Origin of the sequence: Paraburkholderia sp. A1BS-2L (assembly GCF_051125205.1) — a bacterium.
Classification (GTDB): Bacteria; Pseudomonadota; Gammaproteobacteria; order Burkholderiales; family Burkholderiaceae; genus Paraburkholderia.
In genome coordinates this window covers 2,116,779-2,132,136 of sequence record NZ_CP120429.1, presented here as the reverse complement: position 1 = coordinate 2,132,136, position 15,358 = coordinate 2,116,779, and the positions used below count along the sequence as shown (strand labels likewise).

The 15,358-nt window shown below is 64.9% G+C and carries 12 protein-coding genes and 1 pseudogene; 4 read left to right on the top strand and 9 right to left on the bottom strand.

Translation table 11 applies throughout. The features are described from left to right. Window positions 1-124: 124 nt before the first annotated feature. The 5 genes from P5W98_RS24435 to xylA all read right to left on the bottom strand — a co-directional run bounded on the left by P5W98_RS24435 (window position 125) and on the right by xylA (window position 7,172). Complete coding sequence (locus P5W98_RS24435; RefSeq protein ID WP_421025557.1) at window positions 125-1,324, bottom strand: sugar ABC transporter permease; 1,200 nt, start codon at window positions 1,322-1,324, stop codon at window positions 125-127. Next, the gene (xylG, locus tag P5W98_RS24430; protein WP_421027012.1) at window positions 1,321-2,862 is read right to left on the bottom strand and encodes a D-xylose ABC transporter ATP-binding protein; all 1,542 of its coding nucleotides are present in this window, start codon (window positions 2,860-2,862) and stop codon (window positions 1,321-1,323) included. Before xylG ends, P5W98_RS24435 begins: the two co-directional genes overlap by 4 nt. A gap of 136 nt (window positions 2,863-2,998) precedes the next feature. Beyond that, window positions 2,999-4,027 (bottom strand): D-xylose ABC transporter substrate-binding protein, encoded by a 1,029-nt coding sequence (gene xylF, locus P5W98_RS24425; RefSeq protein ID WP_421025558.1) that lies wholly within the window; start codon window positions 4,025-4,027, stop codon window positions 2,999-3,001. A gap of 253 nt (window positions 4,028-4,280) precedes the next feature. Continuing rightward, the gene (gene xylB, locus P5W98_RS24420) at window positions 4,281-5,771 is read right to left on the bottom strand and encodes a xylulokinase (protein WP_421025559.1); all 1,491 of its coding nucleotides are present in this window, start codon (window positions 5,769-5,771) and stop codon (window positions 4,281-4,283) included. A gap of 84 nt (window positions 5,772-5,855) precedes the next feature. Next, complete coding sequence (xylA, locus tag P5W98_RS24415) at window positions 5,856-7,172, bottom strand: xylose isomerase (RefSeq protein WP_421025560.1); 1,317 nt, start codon at window positions 7,170-7,172, stop codon at window positions 5,856-5,858. 255 nt (window positions 7,173-7,427) lie between these two features. Between xylA and P5W98_RS24410 the strand changes: the two genes are divergently transcribed. After that, window positions 7,428-8,666, top strand: a complete 1,239-nt coding sequence (locus P5W98_RS24410; RefSeq protein ID WP_421025561.1) for a XylR family transcriptional regulator — start codon at window positions 7,428-7,430, stop codon at window positions 8,664-8,666. Window positions 8,667-8,706: 40 nt separating this feature from the next. Beyond that, window positions 8,707-9,792, top strand: coding sequence for an aldose epimerase family protein (locus tag P5W98_RS24405; protein WP_421025562.1), 1,086 nt, complete (start codon window positions 8,707-8,709; stop codon window positions 9,790-9,792). Window positions 9,793-9,881: 89 nt separating this feature from the next. Here P5W98_RS24405 and P5W98_RS24400 read toward each other — a convergent pair. Beyond that, a pseudogene (locus tag P5W98_RS24400) lies at window positions 9,882-10,051 on the bottom strand (IS110 family transposase); the annotation flags it as partial. A 127-nt stretch (window positions 10,052-10,178) separates the two neighbouring features. On the opposite strand from P5W98_RS24400, the gene P5W98_RS24395 reads away from it, so the two are divergent. Both P5W98_RS24395 and P5W98_RS24390 read left to right on the top strand, forming a co-directional pair. Next, on the top strand, window positions 10,179-10,919 hold the full coding sequence (locus tag P5W98_RS24395; protein ID WP_421025563.1) for a PadR family transcriptional regulator: 741 nt from the start codon (window positions 10,179-10,181) through the stop codon (window positions 10,917-10,919). Window positions 10,920-10,964: 45 nt separating this feature from the next. Beyond that, window positions 10,965-11,774, top strand: a complete 810-nt coding sequence (locus tag P5W98_RS24390; protein WP_421025564.1) for a siderophore-interacting protein — start codon at window positions 10,965-10,967, stop codon at window positions 11,772-11,774. A gap of 95 nt (window positions 11,775-11,869) precedes the next feature. Here the strand turns inward: P5W98_RS24390 and P5W98_RS24385 are convergent, their stop codons facing one another. From P5W98_RS24385 to P5W98_RS24375, 3 genes are all read right to left on the bottom strand, one after another. Then, a complete protein-coding gene (locus P5W98_RS24385; RefSeq protein ID WP_421025565.1) occupies window positions 11,870-12,997 on the bottom strand; it encodes a 3-deoxy-7-phosphoheptulonate synthase in 1,128 nt (375 codons plus the stop codon). 138 nt (window positions 12,998-13,135) lie between these two features. Beyond that, the gene (locus P5W98_RS24380; protein ID WP_421025566.1) at window positions 13,136-14,143 is read right to left on the bottom strand and encodes a sterol desaturase family protein; all 1,008 of its coding nucleotides are present in this window, start codon (window positions 14,141-14,143) and stop codon (window positions 13,136-13,138) included. An 18-nt stretch (window positions 14,144-14,161) separates the two neighbouring features. Beyond that, window positions 14,162-15,187: a YncE family protein gene (locus tag P5W98_RS24375; protein ID WP_421025567.1), complete on the bottom strand. Its 1,026-nt coding sequence runs from the start codon at window positions 15,185-15,187 to the stop codon at window positions 14,162-14,164. Window positions 15,188-15,358 lie beyond the last annotated feature (171 nt).

Sequence of the window (15,358 nt, the reverse complement as noted above, 5' to 3'; positions counted from 1 at the left end):
GCCTCGCATTAAATAGGGACCCAGTATTGCCTGTCGCAACAACCCAGGCGCGACAACGCTGGCGTGTGCTCCCAATGCGCCGCCGCGCCCGATGGCCTCCTACCCGCGCGGCGTCAGGCAAAAATCAGCGACGGTTCGACCCCGACACCACATCCACCCACACGGCGAGCACGAGAATGCCGCCCTTCACGATCATCTGCCAATAGGCGTCGACGTCCAGCATCGACATGCCGTTGTCGAGGCTCGCCATCACGAGCGCGCCAATCAGCGCGCCATACACCGTGCCCGAGCCGCCTCGCATCGACGTGCCACCGATGAAGCACGCCGCAATCGCATCGAGCTCGCCCATGGTGCCCGCCGAAGGGGACCCCGCCGCCAGCCGCGCCGTGTTCACGATGCCCGCCACGGCGCACATGAGGCCCATGAGCGCGAAGATGGCCAGCTTCACGCGGTTGGTGTTGACGCCCGAAAGGCGCGTGGCTTCGAGATTCGAGCCCACCGCGTAGATGCGGCGGCCAAACACGGTTTGCGTGGCGACCCACGTGAAGACGCCGAGCAGCGCGAGCAGCAGGAGCACCGGCACGGGAATTCCGCCGTAGCTGTCCAGCATCACGACGAACGCCAGCACGATCGCGCCGGCACCGACGATCTTCATGCCGTCCTGCCACAGCGGCACCACGCTCAAGCCATAGCGGCGCCGGTTCGCGCGCTGGCGCACCGTCAGCACCGCCAGCAGCACGAACAGCGCGAGCGCGAGCGTGTCGCCGGCAAGGCGCGGCAGATAGCCTTGCCCAATGAACACGAACGAATCGGACACGGGCGCAATTGTCGAGCCCCCCGTGATACCGAGCAGCACGCCCCGAAACGCGAGCATGCCGCCCAGCCCGACGATGAACGAAGGCACGCGCCGGTAGGTGGACCACCAGCCGTTGAAGAGTCCCACGAGCACGCCCAGCACGAGCACAACCGGCACGCTCACGCCGATGGGCCAGCGGCGGTTCACGTCGAGAATGGCCGCCACGCCGCCCAGCAGGCCAAGCAGCGAGCCCACCGAAAGGTCGATCTCGCCGGCAATGATCACGAATACCATGCCGCACGCAAGCATGCCCGTGATCGACATCTGGCGCAGCAGGTTCGAAACGTTGCGTGGCGTGACGAACGCACCGTGCGTGAGCATCGAGAAGAACACCCATATCGCGGCCACGGCGAGCAGCAATGCAAGAATCTTGTAGCGCGCGAACAGTTGCTGAAAACGCAGCGCGACGCCGCTGCCGCCGGGCAACTGGTCTTCGCGCGCACCTTGAGTCGTGATATCGGGGGTCATGCAGCACTCGCTTCGGTGGATTGGGCGCGCGCGCTCTGGATCGCCGCGCCGAGAATGTGTTCCTGGGTCAGGGCGTCGTTGACGAAGTCGCCGCGCACCTCGCCCTCGCCGATCACGAGCACGCGGTCGCTAATGCCGAGCACCTCCGGCAACTCGGACGACACCATCACGATCGCCACGCCACGCTTCGCGAGCTGGAACACGAGCTTGTAGATTTCGTATTTGGCGCCGACGTCCACGCCGCGTGTCGGCTCGTCGAGAATCAGCACCTTCGGGTCGGTGAGCAGCATTTTCGTGAGGACTGCCTTCTGCTGGTTGCCGCCCGAGAGGCTCGCGATCGAAAGCATGGGATTCGCCGCGCGCACCGAAAGGCGCTCCATCTCGTTGCGGATGGTGCCGAGCTCCGCCGCGGCGTCGATGCGGCCATGCCGCGTGAAACGCTCCAGCACCGCGAGCGTGATGTTGTGCCCCACGCCCAGTTGCGGCACGATGCCGTGGCGCTTGCGGTCCTCGGGCACCATGGCAATGCCAGCGCGTATCGCATCGAGCGGCGAGCGGATCTTGAGAGGTTTGCCTTCGAGCAGTAGCGTTGCCGAGCTGGCACCCGGATACGCGCCGAAGATCGCCTGCATGATTTCCGTGCGGCCCGCGCCCACAAGCCCCGCGACACCGAGTATCTCGCCGCGCCGCACCGTGAACGAAACGTCGTCCACGCGTTTGCGGCGCGGATTCGTCGTGTCATGGCAGGTGACGTTGCGCGCTTCGAAGACGACCTCGCCGATCTCGTGCGGCTCGCGCGGAAAAAGGTTCTTGATCTCGCGGCCCACCATCATCGCAATGACGCGATCGGTCGTGAGCGAGGCCATCTGCTCCGTCGCCACGTGCTTGCCGTCGCGGATCACGGTGACGGTGTCGCACACCGCCTCCACTTCGTCGAGCTTGTGCGAGATGTAGACGCAAGCCACGCCGCGCCGCTTCAGATCGCGCACGATGTCGAGCAGAATCTTCGTCTCGGCTGCCGTGAGCGAGGAAGACGGCTCGTCGAGGATCAACAGCTTCGCGCGCTTGTTGAGCGCCTTCGCGATCTCGATGAGCTGCTGGTGCCCGCCACCGTAATTCATCACCGGCTGCGCCACGTTGATGGCATCGATATTGAGCTCGCGCAGCAGTTCGTCGGCGCGCCTGTACATCGCCGCATAGTTCATGCGACCGCCGGGCAGCGTGATCTCGTTGCCGAGAAAGATGTTCTCTGCCACCGAGAGCTCGGGCACCAGCATCAGTTCCTGATGAATGATGACGATGCCCGCGTCCTCCGTGTCGCGCACGCCAGCCGCCCTGAGCGGCTGGCCTTCCCAGCGGATCTCGCCGCCCCACGTGCCGTATGGGTGGACGCCCGAGAGCACCTTCATCAGCGTGGATTTGCCCGCGCCGTTCTCGCCGCACAGCCCAACGCACTCGCCGGGCCGCACCGTAAGGTCGATGCCGTCGAGCGCCTTCACGCCGGCAAAGGACTTGACGATGCCGCGCATCGTCAGCAAAGGCTCAGTCATACGCTTTCAACCTTTCCTTTCAGCATTGCTTTTCCGCTCCAACCGCGTGCCCCGCCTTCATGGGCCGCCCGCTTTCGCCAGCCGCTCGTGGCGGCCCGACACGCGGGCCGCCACGCCTGCCGGCTCACTGGCTGGCCAGTTGCGCCTGCGTATAGAAGCCGTCCTTCACGACCACGTCCACGTTGCTCTTCGTGAGCAGCGTGGGTTGCAGCAGCACCGTGTCGACTTTCTTCTTGCCGTTGTCGTATTGCGCGTTGTACGCGGGCTTCTGGCCCTTCGCGAGATTGACGGCAAGCCTCGCCGCCTCGCCCGCGATAAGCTTCAGGGGCTTGTAGACCGTCATGGTCTGCGTGCCCGCGATCACGCGCTTGACGGCGGCGAGGTCCGCGTCCTGGCCCGAGACCGGCACCTTGCCCGCGAGATGCTGCGCCGCCAGCGCCTGGATCGCGCCGCCCGCAGTGCCGTCGTTCGACGCGACCACTGCATCGATCTTGTTGTTGTTCGCGGTGAGCGCGTCTTCCATGATGCGCAGGGCCGTCGAGGCACTCCACTCCGGCACCCATTGCTGGCCGACCACCTTGATGTCGCCGCGATCGATCGCTGGCTTGAGAACCTTCAGTTGTCCTTCACGCAGCATTTTGGCGTTGTTGTCGGTGGGCGCCCCGCCCATCAGGAAATAATTGCCCTTGGGCTGCACGTTGTAGACGCCCTGCGCCTGCAGCTCCCCCACCTTCTGGTTGTCGAAGGAAATATAGGCATCGACATCGGCATCGAGAATCAACCGGTCGTACGACACAACCTTGATGCCAGCCTTCTTCGCTTCCGCGACCACGTTGCCGAGCGTCTTCGAATTGAACGGTACGATCACGATCACGTCCACGCCGCGCGAGATCAGGTTTTCGATCTGCGAGATCTGGCGCTCCTCGCTCGCGTCGGCCGACTGCACCGAGACCTTCGCGCCGAGTTTTTCGGCAGCGGCAACAAAGTAATCGCGATCGCGCGACCAGCGCTCCACGCGCAGGTCGTCGATGCAGAAGCCGATTTCCGGATGATCCTTGCTTGCATGGGCAAGCGGCGCAGCGAGCGTCAGGCTTGCGAGCACCGCGCCGCAGATCAGCGACCCCAGAACCGAACGACGTTTGGCAAACTTCATGTCTCCACTCCTCGTGATGTCGTGCGCCGACAGCGCATGGCCCGCCGGCACATCGTTGCGTGATCGAATAACCAGCATATGAGCGCACGCGCGGACTTACGGCCAGGCTCGTGCTGAGCCCCGCGTGCGGAAACGACGCGGCAATACCAGGCAATACCAGGCAAAAAACCGAAAACAACATGCAACAGCGGGTCCAGCGATGCGCCGCACGCACAGAATGTGCCGCGCGGAGTCCTGCGCCAGCGCCGTGCTTTCAGGCGCCTGATGCGAATACGGGTGCGAGTGCGCGATAGAGCGCGTGAAAGGTCGGTCGGCGCGCCTCGCGATACCATGCGTGCAGCGTGGCGTCGGGCTCCCTCACGGCCAGCACCGGCGGCTGCGGACAAACCGCATCGAGCGGTGCTCCGGGTTCGAGCGCGAGATGCGCAAGGCGCGCGGCCCCAAGCGCCGGACCGACTTCCCCTCCCGCTCGCAGCGTGAGCGCCCGCCCGCAGATATCGGCGAGCATCTGCGTCCACCACACGCTACGCGAGCCCCCCCCAATCACCGTGATGGTTTCGGGCACGAGGCCCGTTGCATGCAGCGCTTCCATGCCGTCGAGCAGGGCAAAGCCCACGCCTTCGAGCGTCGCGTTGGCGAGATCCGCGCGCGTGGTCCGCGGCGTCATGCCATGGAACACACCCTTCGCGTTGACGTTGTTGTGCGGCGTCCGCTCGCCGCTCAGGTACGGCAAAAACCACGGTCTGTGCGGATCGAGCCCGGCATTCGAGTGCGCTTCGGCCTCGGCAAGCAGCGCGGAAACCGTCTCGTACCCCGTCAGGCGCGCAGTGAAATCGAGGCAACTGGCTGCATTGAGCATCACCGACATGAGATGCCATGTGCGCGGCAACGCGTGGCAAAAGCTATGGACCGCGGAATCCGGGTTCGCGAGAAATCCATCCGAGACCGCGAAATAAACGCCCGAAGTGCCCAGCGAAAGCATTGCGTCGCCGGGCCGCACGATACCTACACCCACCGCGCCCGCCGCGTTGTCGCCGCCGCCCGCGACCACTGGAATCTCACGCAGTCCGAACTCGCGTGCGAGTTCAGCGCGCAACGTGCCAGTGACTTCATTGCCCTCGAAAACCTCGGGCATGTGTGAGCGCGTGAGACCACAGGCCGAAAGCAGCGCCTCGCTATAGTCGCGCTTCGCAACGTCGAGCCAGAGCGTGCCTGCGGCATCGGAAGGGTCGGTCGCGAGCACGCCCGTCAGGAGCCAGCGCAGATAATCCTTCGGCAGCAACACGTGCGCGATGCGCGCGAATATTTCCGGCTCGTGCTTGCGCACCCATAGCAGCTTGGGTGCCGTGAAGCCCGGCATGGCGAGATTGCCCGCTACCTCATGGAGTTCGGGCACGGCCCTCTCCAGCTCGATACATTCGGTATCCGAACGACCATCGTTCCAGAGTATCGCGGGGCGCAGCACCTCGCCCTTCGCGTTCAGCAGCGTCGCTCCGTGCATCTGACCAGTAAGGCCGAGCGCCTCGATGCTCGCGGTGTCGATGCCGTTGCGGCGTACCTCGTCGAGCAACTCGCGCAGTGCGGTGCGCGCCGCGCGCCACCAGTCCTCCGGCGCCTGTTCGGACCAGCGCGGCTGCGGCCGGCTGACGGCAAGCGGCGCGCTCGCGCTGGCGATCACGTCGCCGGCGCGCTCGAGCAACACCGCCTTGACACCCGATGTGCCGAGGTCGATACCGATAAACATGTCTCCATCCTTTCTTGTGCATGCCGGTGCTTGCGCGCTGCTACGCGCCCGCAGCATCGGCATTGTCTTGCTGCGCGCTCAGCGTTAGCCGTATATCGCCTGGTTGACGACGTTTTCGAGGCGCTCCTGCTGGCCGCTCGCATGCTGTGGATTGAGGCCACGAGCGGCGGCATCCGCGGCCAGCGACGAAAGCGCATAACCGCCGGCAAGAATCTTGCGGCCGAACTCAGTGTCCCAGCCCGCGTAGCGCTGCTGCTTGAACTGCTGGAGACGATCGTTCTCCACCAGTACCGCCGCGCGCTCGAGCGCAAGGGCGAGCACGTCTATCGCACCAACGTGACCGTAAAACAGGTCTTCAGGGTCCACGCTTTGACGCCGCACCTTCGCGTCGAAGTTCATGCCGCCGGTGGTGAAACCCCCGTGCCGCAAGATCTCGTAAAACGCCAGCGTGAGCTCCTCCACGCTATTCGGAAACTGATCGGTGTCCCAGCCGTTTTGAGGATCTCCGCGGTTGGCGTCCACGCTGCCGAACACGCCCAGCGCGTGCGCCATCGCAATCTCATGATGGAACGAATGCCCCGCGAGCGTGGCATGATTCGCCTCGATGTTGACGCGAATTTCGTTCTGCAGTCCGTATTGCGTCAGGAATCCATGAACCGTTGCGACGTCGTAATCGTACTGGTGCTTGGTGGGCTCCTGCGGCTTCGGCTCGATCAGCAGCGTGCCCTTGAAGCCGATGCGCTCCTTGTGCTCGACCACCATCGCGAGAAAACGCGCGAACTGCTCGCGCTCGCGCACGAGATCGGTGTTCAACAGCGTGTCGTAGCCTTCACGGCCACCCCAGAGCACGTAGTTTTCGCCGCCGAGCTTTTGCGTGGCATCCAGCGCATGACATACCTGGGTCGCTGCATAGGCAAAGACTTCGGGATTCGGACTGGTGGCCGCGCCGCCCGCGTAACGCGGATGCGAGAACAGATTGGCCGTACCCCACAACAGCTTCATGCCGCTCGCCTGCTGCTTTTCGCCGAGGTAATCCACCATGCGCGCGAAGTTCTCCTTGTAGTCCTTCAGGTCACGGCCCTCGGGCGCGACGTCGGTGTCGTGGAATGTGTAGAACGGCACATGGAGCTTCGTGAAGAACTCGAACGCAGCATCGGCCTTCTGGCGCGCCCGCTCCATTGCTTCACCAGGCTGCTGCCACGGCCGGTGAAAGGTGCCCTGGCCGAAGATGTCGACGCCCGGCCACACCAGCGTATGCCAGTAGCACACGGCAATGCGCAAATGGTCCTCCAGCGTCTTGCCGAGCACCTTCTTCGTGCGATCGTAGTGACGATAAGCAAGTGGATTGTCCGATTGCGGACCCTCATAGCGAATCGGCGGAATAGCTTCGAAATACGACATGTCGTCTCCTTGGTCGATGCACAGCGAGCGCTTCAGCGCTTTGCGCTCCGCTCCCATGCAGGGCGGTTATGTTGCGGCGCAGCGGCAAGCGCCCGTCGATGTGGCCTCATACTGCCCGCCGGGGGCGAAGGGCGGCAATTACGAAATTTCGCGAGGCAGATAACGTTTCCTGCCAGCCCCCTCGCCGGCGCGGGCGTGCGGCTCGCACTCGGCCTAGAATAGCCAGACGCTTAAAAGGAACCCGTACGGCATGCCATGACCCGCGCCACCGCTTCCCAGACATCGCACCGCATCGCGCTGCTCTTCAATGCGAACAAGGTGTACGACCGCGAGATCATCGCGGGCATTGGCCACTATCTGCGCTCGACGCGCGTCGCCTGGGACCTCTTTCTCGAAGAGGATTTCCGCTGCCGGCTCGCGGGCATCGAGCGCTTCGAGGGCGATGGCATCATCGCTGATTTCGACGACCCCGCCGTCGCCGAAGCGCTGCGGGGTTCACCGCTTCCGGTGGTGGCGGTCGGCTCGTCGTACGAAGACCCGGCCCAGTACCCCACCGCGCTGCCCTATATCGCCACCGACAACAGAAAGCTGGTCTCGCTCGCCTGGACGCACCTGATCGGCGCGGGGCTGCCGCATCTCGCCATGTACAGCCTGCCCGCCGCACTGGAGAACCGCTGGGCGCAAGAGCGCGAGCGGGCCTTCCAGGCGCTCGCGCATGCCGAAGAGATGGACGCGCCGATCTATCGCGGCCTCGCCACGAGTGCACCGTCCTGGAACCAGGCAATCGAGCAGTTGAGCGCGTGGCTCCATACGTTGCCCAAGCCCGTTGGCGTGATCGCGGTAACCGACGCCCGCGCACGGCATCTGCTGCAAGCCTGTCTGATGCACGGCATTGCCGTGCCGGAGCAGGTGGCGATCATCGGCATCGATAACGACCCGCTCACACGCACGCTCGCGCGCATCCCGCTTTCCTCGGTGATCCAGGGCACGGCGGAAATGGGCAAAACGGCGGCGCACCTGCTGCATCAAATGCTGGGCGGTGCACGTTTTCCGGGACGGCGCATTCTGGTGCCGCCCGTCGGCATCAATGTGCTGGAGTCGACGAAACATAAACCCCTGTCGAGCCCGCACGTCATGCGTGCAAGACACTTCATCCGCCAGTACGCGTGCCAGGGTATCAAGACCGAGCAGGTGGCCGACTACGTAGGCGTTTCGCGTTCGTCGCTGGAAGAATATTTCCGGCGCGAGTTGCATTGCACGGTCCACCAGGAAATCCTGCGGCACAAGCTCGATGCCGCGAAGGCAATGCTCGCGAGCCACGACGCGTCGAGTGCGGAAGTGGCCATCCGTTGCGGATTCACGTCGCTCCAGTACATGTATGCGGTGTTCCGGCGCGAACTGGACTGCACGCCGCGCGAATACCAGGACAGCGTGAAGCCATCGTCGCCCCCTGCGTCTTCTGCCACGCGCGCCGCATGCACTTCAACTTCCTGATCCGGCTTTCGGCCGATTCGACTTTCACGACTCACGCCTCATGAACAGCCCTCTTCCAATGAGCCAACTGAACTCCGAACTGTGGGGCGCGCTACCCGGCGGCGATGCCTGCCGACTCTACACACTGCGAAATGCGCAGGATATGAAGGTGACGATCAGCGACCTGGGCGCCACGCTGGTTAGCTGGTATGCGCCCGACCGCGCAGGGCAGCTTGCCGATATCCTGCTAGGGCACGACACTCCGGCGGAGTACCACGCGGCCACCACCTACATGGGCGGCCTGGTGGGCCGCTGGGCCAACCGCATTGCCGGCGCGCGCTTCACGCTCGATGGGATCGATTACGCACTCGATCGCAACGAGAACGGCAATTTATTGCACGGCGGCGCAAACGGCTTTCACCGGGCGCTGTGGCAAGTCGCGGACGAGCGCGGCGCCCTGCTGTTGCGGCTCGAGTCGCCCGAAGGCGACGGCGGCTTTCCCGGCAATGTGAGCGTGCAGGTGCGCTATACGCTCGACGACGACGGCACGCTCACGATCGAGTACGAAGCCGTAACCGACGCGCCCACGCCACTCAGCTTGACGAGCCACGGCTATTTCAACCTCGGCGGCGAGCCGGGCTCGGACATTCGCGGCCACATCCTCACGATCGATGCCGACGCTTATCTGGAAGTCGATCCCATGTTGATCCCCATCCGCGTGGCGGAAGTCGGCGGCAGCGCCTTCGACTTCCGCCATGGCGCACCGCTGGGGGCGCGGCTCGACTGGCCGCACGAGCAGCTTGCGCGCGCGGGCGGCTTCGACCATTGCTACGTTCTGCGCGATGCCGCCCAGGCAGGCCACGCACCGGCCATGCGCACCGTGGCGAGCCTCTACGAGCCAGGCAGCGGACGCGAGCTCACGGTTGCGACCGACCAGCGCGGCCTGCAGTGCTATACGGGGAATTATCTGGAAGGCCAGCCGGGGCGCCACGGCACGCCGTGCGTCCGCCACGCGGGCCTGTGCCTGGAAGCGGGCGCGCTCCCGAACCAGATCAATATGGGCGCACCGGAGCGCGATGAAGTGGTGTTGCGCCCTGGCGGCACCTACCGCCAGGTCACGCAATACAGGGTGGGCGTGCGCGCCTGAAATGGAATGCAGGCGCGGGCACCAGGAATGCCTCGTTGATCATCGGCGCGCGAATACGGTTCACGACATGACCCCGCGAGTTCCGTGCCTCGTCGCAAACGTTCCGGACTCTGTGGCGGCACCATCCAAGCTCAGCAGGCAAACCCCGCACCCTGTCATATGCGGCATTCCGTTCCTCGACAAATCGCTGTCGGGTTCGGTGCAAACATAGGGTTGTTTGCTGATGCTCATCCTCAGGCGGCGCAAACCCCATTTTCGGGCAACTACGTGCGTTGCGTCCGTGTCGCGCGGAAGGTTCGGACTCGTGCCGCGAAATTTTCTTTGACAAACACTCTTAAGATATATATCTTAAGACATGTTTTAAGATACTCAGAGAAGGAGGCCTCATGCGCCACCATCACGCTATTGGCTATTTTTGGCGCCAAGGCGCCGCCGGCCACGCCTGTTTCGACCCTTTCGCAGACGATGATCGCCTCGGCGTTCGCTTCGCCATGCGCCACCCCATGCATGCGCTGCGCCACGCCATGGGCCGCCATCGCGGCGGCGGCCCCGGTGATTTTGGCGAAGGCTTCGGCCGCGGTTTCGGCGGCTTCGGAGAAAATGGCGACGGTTTCGGACGCGCCCGCAAGTTCACCTCCGAAGATTTGCAGTTGATGCTGCTCGTGCTGCTCGCCGAGCGCCCGAGCCACGGCTATGAACTCATCAAGGCGCTCGACGCGCGCTCGAACGGCTTCTACAGCCCGAGCCCCGGCATGGTTTACCCGGCGCTCACCTACCTCGAAGAACTCGGTTACGTCAGCGTCGCGCTCGAAGGCAATCGTAAGCGTTACGAATTATCCAAAGAGGGCCGCGCGCATCTGGACGCCAATCGCGACCGCGCCGACCTGATCCTCGCGAAGCTCACGCATTTCGGCCGCAAGATGGAAGTCATGCGCCGCGCGCTCGCGGGCGAAGATCCCGCTGAAGGCACCGGCTGGGTGCGCGAACTGATCGAAGCGCGCCGCGCGCTCAAGCGCGCCCTGCTGCGCCGCACGGACGTCTCGCCCGACGAGCAGCGCCGCATCGCTGCCATCCTCGCGCGCGCCACCCGCGAAATCGAAAACGGCGAGGAAGGCGGCGACGCTTGAGCCCGGCTCATCGCCCGTCACCCCATCGCCTTATCGGAGTCATTGATGCAAAACCCGAGCCCCCTTGAAGTCGTCCGCGTTCGACATCCGTTGAAGTTTCGCCTGCTGCGCGTCGCGCGCGTCACAGCGCTTTCACCCGCGCTGGTGCGCGTGACGCTCACCGGCGACCTGAGCGACTTCGTGTCGGCGTCGTTCGACGATCACCTGAAGGTGTTTTTCCCGCCCGCGGGCACGGAGAAGCCCGTGCTGCCGCATCTCGGACCCGACGGCATCGCCTTTCCCGAAGGCGTCGAGCGCCCCGCCGCGCGCGATTACACGCCACGCCGCTTCGATATCGCGGCTGGCGAGCTCGACCTCGAATTCGCGCTGCACGACGCCGGCCCCGCCACGGCATGGGCGGCACAGGCGCAGCCCGGCCAGTTCCTGGGCGTGGGCGGCCCGCGCGGCTCGATGGTGATCCCCACGGGCTACCACTGGCATCTTTTGATTGGCGATGAAACGGCGCTGCCGGCAATTCAGCGCCGCCTGACCGAACTGCCTGCCGGCGCGCGGGTGGCGGCGGTCGTGGAGGTGGCGAACCGCGCGGCGCGCATCGCGCTGCCGACCGAAGCCGACCTCTATGTGGTCTGGTGTTATCGCGAGGAATCCGAATCGGATCAGCCGCTCGTCGACGCCGTGAGCGAAGTCTGGCTGCCGCCTGGCGACGGCTATGTATGGGCCGCTGGCGAAGCCTCGGAGATTCGCGCCGTGCGCGCGCATCTGTGCAACGAACGCGGGGTCGACAAGAAGCGCATTCGCGCTTCGGCGTACTGGCGGCGCGGGGCGCAGGCGACGCATGAAGCGATCGAAGATTGAGTGCTTGCCGGCGCCCAGAACGACAACGCGCGGCGAACCTCCCGGTCCGCCGCGCGTCGCTCATTCAAGCCCGCTGAAACAAAACTCTCGCAGGCTCACCCCGCCCGCTTCTCCCTGCGCGCCCTCACCGCCTGCGCGAGCGACTCCAGTACCGGCTGCGTCTGCGCCCAGCTAATGCATGCATCGGTAATCGACACGCCGCGCTTGAGCGGCACGCCCGGCTCGAGGTCTTGACGCCCCTCTTCCAGATGGCTCTCGATCATCACGCCCACGATGCGCGATTCGCCGCCCGCCAGCTGCGCGCCGATATCGCGCGCCACCTCGATCTGGCGCTGGTGCTGCTTGCTCGAATTCGCGTGCGAGCAATCGATCATGACCTGCTCGCGCAGCCCGGCCTTCGCGAGCGCCGCCGCGCACGCCGCCACCGACGCCGCGTCGTAGTTCGGCCCGCTCTTGCCGCCGCGCAGAATCACGTGGCAGTCGTTGTTGCCGCGGGTCTCGAAGATCGCGGCCATGCCCATTTTCGTCATGCCCATGAACGCGTGGCTCGCGCGCGCCGCGACGATAGCGTCCGCCGCAATCTGCACGCCGCCATCCGTGCCGTTCTTGAAGCCGATCGGGCACGACAACCCCGAGGCCAGTTGCCGGTGGCTTTGGCTTTCCGTCGTGCGCGCGCCAATCGCGCCCCATGCCACGAGGTCGGCAATGTACTGCGGGCTCAGCAGATCGAGGAATTCGGTGCCGGTGGGCAGCCCGAGCGCGTTGATGTCGAGCAGCAGCTGGCGCGCGGCGCGCAGCCCTTCGTTGATGCGGAAGCTGCCGTCGAGGCGCGGATCGTTGATATAGCCCTTCCAGCCCACGGTCGTGCGCGGCTTTTCGAAGTACACGCGCATGACCACGAGCAGATCGTCCTTGAGCCGGTCGGCTTCTGCCTTGAGCAGCTTCGCGTACTCGATGGCCTGGTCGTGGTCGTGGATCGAGCACGGCCCGACCACCACCACCACGCGGTCGTCGCGCTGCGCGAGCACCTCGCCGATCTGCGCGCGGCTCGTTTCCACGAGCGTCTGCGTGGCCTGCGGCACCGGCAGTTCGTCGAGCAGCAGTGCGGGCGAGATGAGCGGACGCACCGCGCCGATGCGCACGTCGTCGATGCGGGTGGAATCTTCGGTGGCGTCGGCGAAACCGACTTCCTGGTCGTGCTGCGGATTGTCGATACGGCTCAAGATTTTCTCCAGCATGGTGCACGGCGCAGCCGCCGCGCGAAGGGCAAGCCGCGATTATCGCACTGGCCGCGCGAACCGCTGGAATCCTGCGCTGGAATCCTGATGTGAAAGCGCCGGGCCGGGCGGTCCGGCACGGCGTCAATGAGCCTGCCCGCCCACCGGATAGCCCTTGCCCGCCAGCCGCCGCGCGATGCGCACGAGCGCGAGCCACTGCTGGGCGATCAGCCCTTCGCCGTAGTTCACACCACGCCCTTGCGGCGCGGGCAACTGCTCGCGGATGCCGGTAGGCTCCAGCGCCTTGTTCCACGAGGCGGTGCGGAACATCATGTCCCACCACGGAAACAGCACGCCAAAATTGCAGCCATAGCGCGTGCCTTCGTGGCCGTAGCCAATCGCGTGATGACGCCGATGAAACGCCGGGCTCACGAGCACGCGCTCGAGCAGCCAGCCGAATTCGAGCCGCGCGTTCACGTGCTGCACGCTTTGCAGGAAGTTGCTCACGGCGATGAGCACGACGAACTGCGCGGGCGGCACGCCAATGAACAACGAAATGCCCGCGAAGTACGCGGCCTGCGCGATATCGTCGATGAAATGATTGCGATCGTCGCACCAGAGCGACATCTGCTGCTGGCTGTGGTGCACCGCGTGCAGTTCCCACCACACGCCGACGCGATGCTGCCCGCGGTGATACCAGTAGCCCGCGAAATCGAGCACGACCAGGTAGATCAGGAACGACACGAACGGCTTGTCGGTCACGCCGGGCCAAAGGCTGTCCACTTCGATGTTCGGCACGTTGTGGATCGCCATCAGGCTCTGCCAGTGATTAAACAGCGGCGTGAGCATGAAGAAGAACGCGATGTTCAGGATGCCGAGCTTGGCGATCCACGTGTACCAGACGTCGGCGCGCAGCGCCTTGCGGTCGCCCCACGCCTCCGCCGGGCGCAGCGCTTCGAGCGGACGCAGCAGCAGGTACGACGCGCAGATCTGCAGCACGCCCACGATCACCCAGTAGAGCGCGTCGTAGGTGTCCTCGTCGTAGCCCATCAAGCCGACCTTGTAGAAGAGCGGCTGCACCACGTCCACGAACACGAGCGTCTGCAGCGTCGACACGAGGTTGTCGGCTTGCGCCAGCAGCGTATCAAGCATCTCGGGAGGCCTCGCTCGTCAATCCGGGTTCGGCGCGTACACGGGCGCGCTGTTCGCGAAGTAGATACCGTGCGGCGAGCGGCCCACGGGAATCGTGTCGATCAGCTTGTTCGTCGTGAGGTCGATGATGCCCACGTGGCGCGCGAAGCGGAACGTGACCCACAGGTAACGCTTGTCGGCGGACAGTTGCATGTCGTCGGGGCCGGGACGCAGGCCCGTGATGTCGGCGACCTTGGAGAGCGTGGTGTAGTCGAGAATGCTGATGGTGCTTTCCACGCGATTCGACACGGCCACGTGCTTGCCGTCGTCGAGATTGCGGAAGTTGTGCGCGCCGCGCCCGGTCTGGATGCGCTTCACGACCGTGCGGTTGCGCCAGTCCACCACGGCCACATCGTCCTCGCCCGTCATGCCGACCAGCAGGTACTTGTCGCCGGGCGTCATCCACAGGCCGGCGGGCGTCTTGCCCACGGGCAGCTTCCACAGCACGCTCTGGGTGGCCAGGTCGATCGCGGCCACTTCGCCGGTGTCCTGCAGCGTCACGAACGCGAGTCGGCTATCCGAGGTGAAGTTGATGTGGCTGGGCGTTTTCCCAAGCGGAATGCGCTTCACGAGCGAGACGTCATGGCCGTTGTAGCCGTAGATGTCGACGCGGTCCAGACGCAGGCCCGCCGTGACGAACCATTTGTGATCGGGCGAGAAGCCGAGCTGATACGGGTCTTCGATGCCCTCCACGCGGCGCTGCACCTTGCCGGTGTGCGGGTCGAGGAACATCAGGTCGTTCGAGACCGAATCGGCCACGATGAGCGACTGGCCATCGGGCGTGATCATCAGGTGATGCGGCTCCTTGCCGGTGGGCTCGGTGCCCACCACGCTGCGGCTATTCTGGTCGATGAGCGAGAGCTTCGCTTCGCCCGAGTCGAGCACGATGATCTTGTCGTTGCTGTTCCCGCCTGCATGGGCGAGTGCGCTGAAGGCGAGCGAGCCAAGGAACACCGCCGCTGCAACGCGGTTCCTGGTAGGGGTAAAAATCGGGAAGTGGGGCATTTCGTAAGGAAGTAAGCCGGCGGGAATAAACCGGTGAAAGCACGCGCGGCGCCGGTTTGTGCTGAGATAGATACTGGCGCGCCGCAAAGCGGGCGAAAGCCAGTTGAAATCCCGATCGAATCCACCCAGGAATCCACACAAACCAGCGTGCAGCGAAACCGGCGCACACGA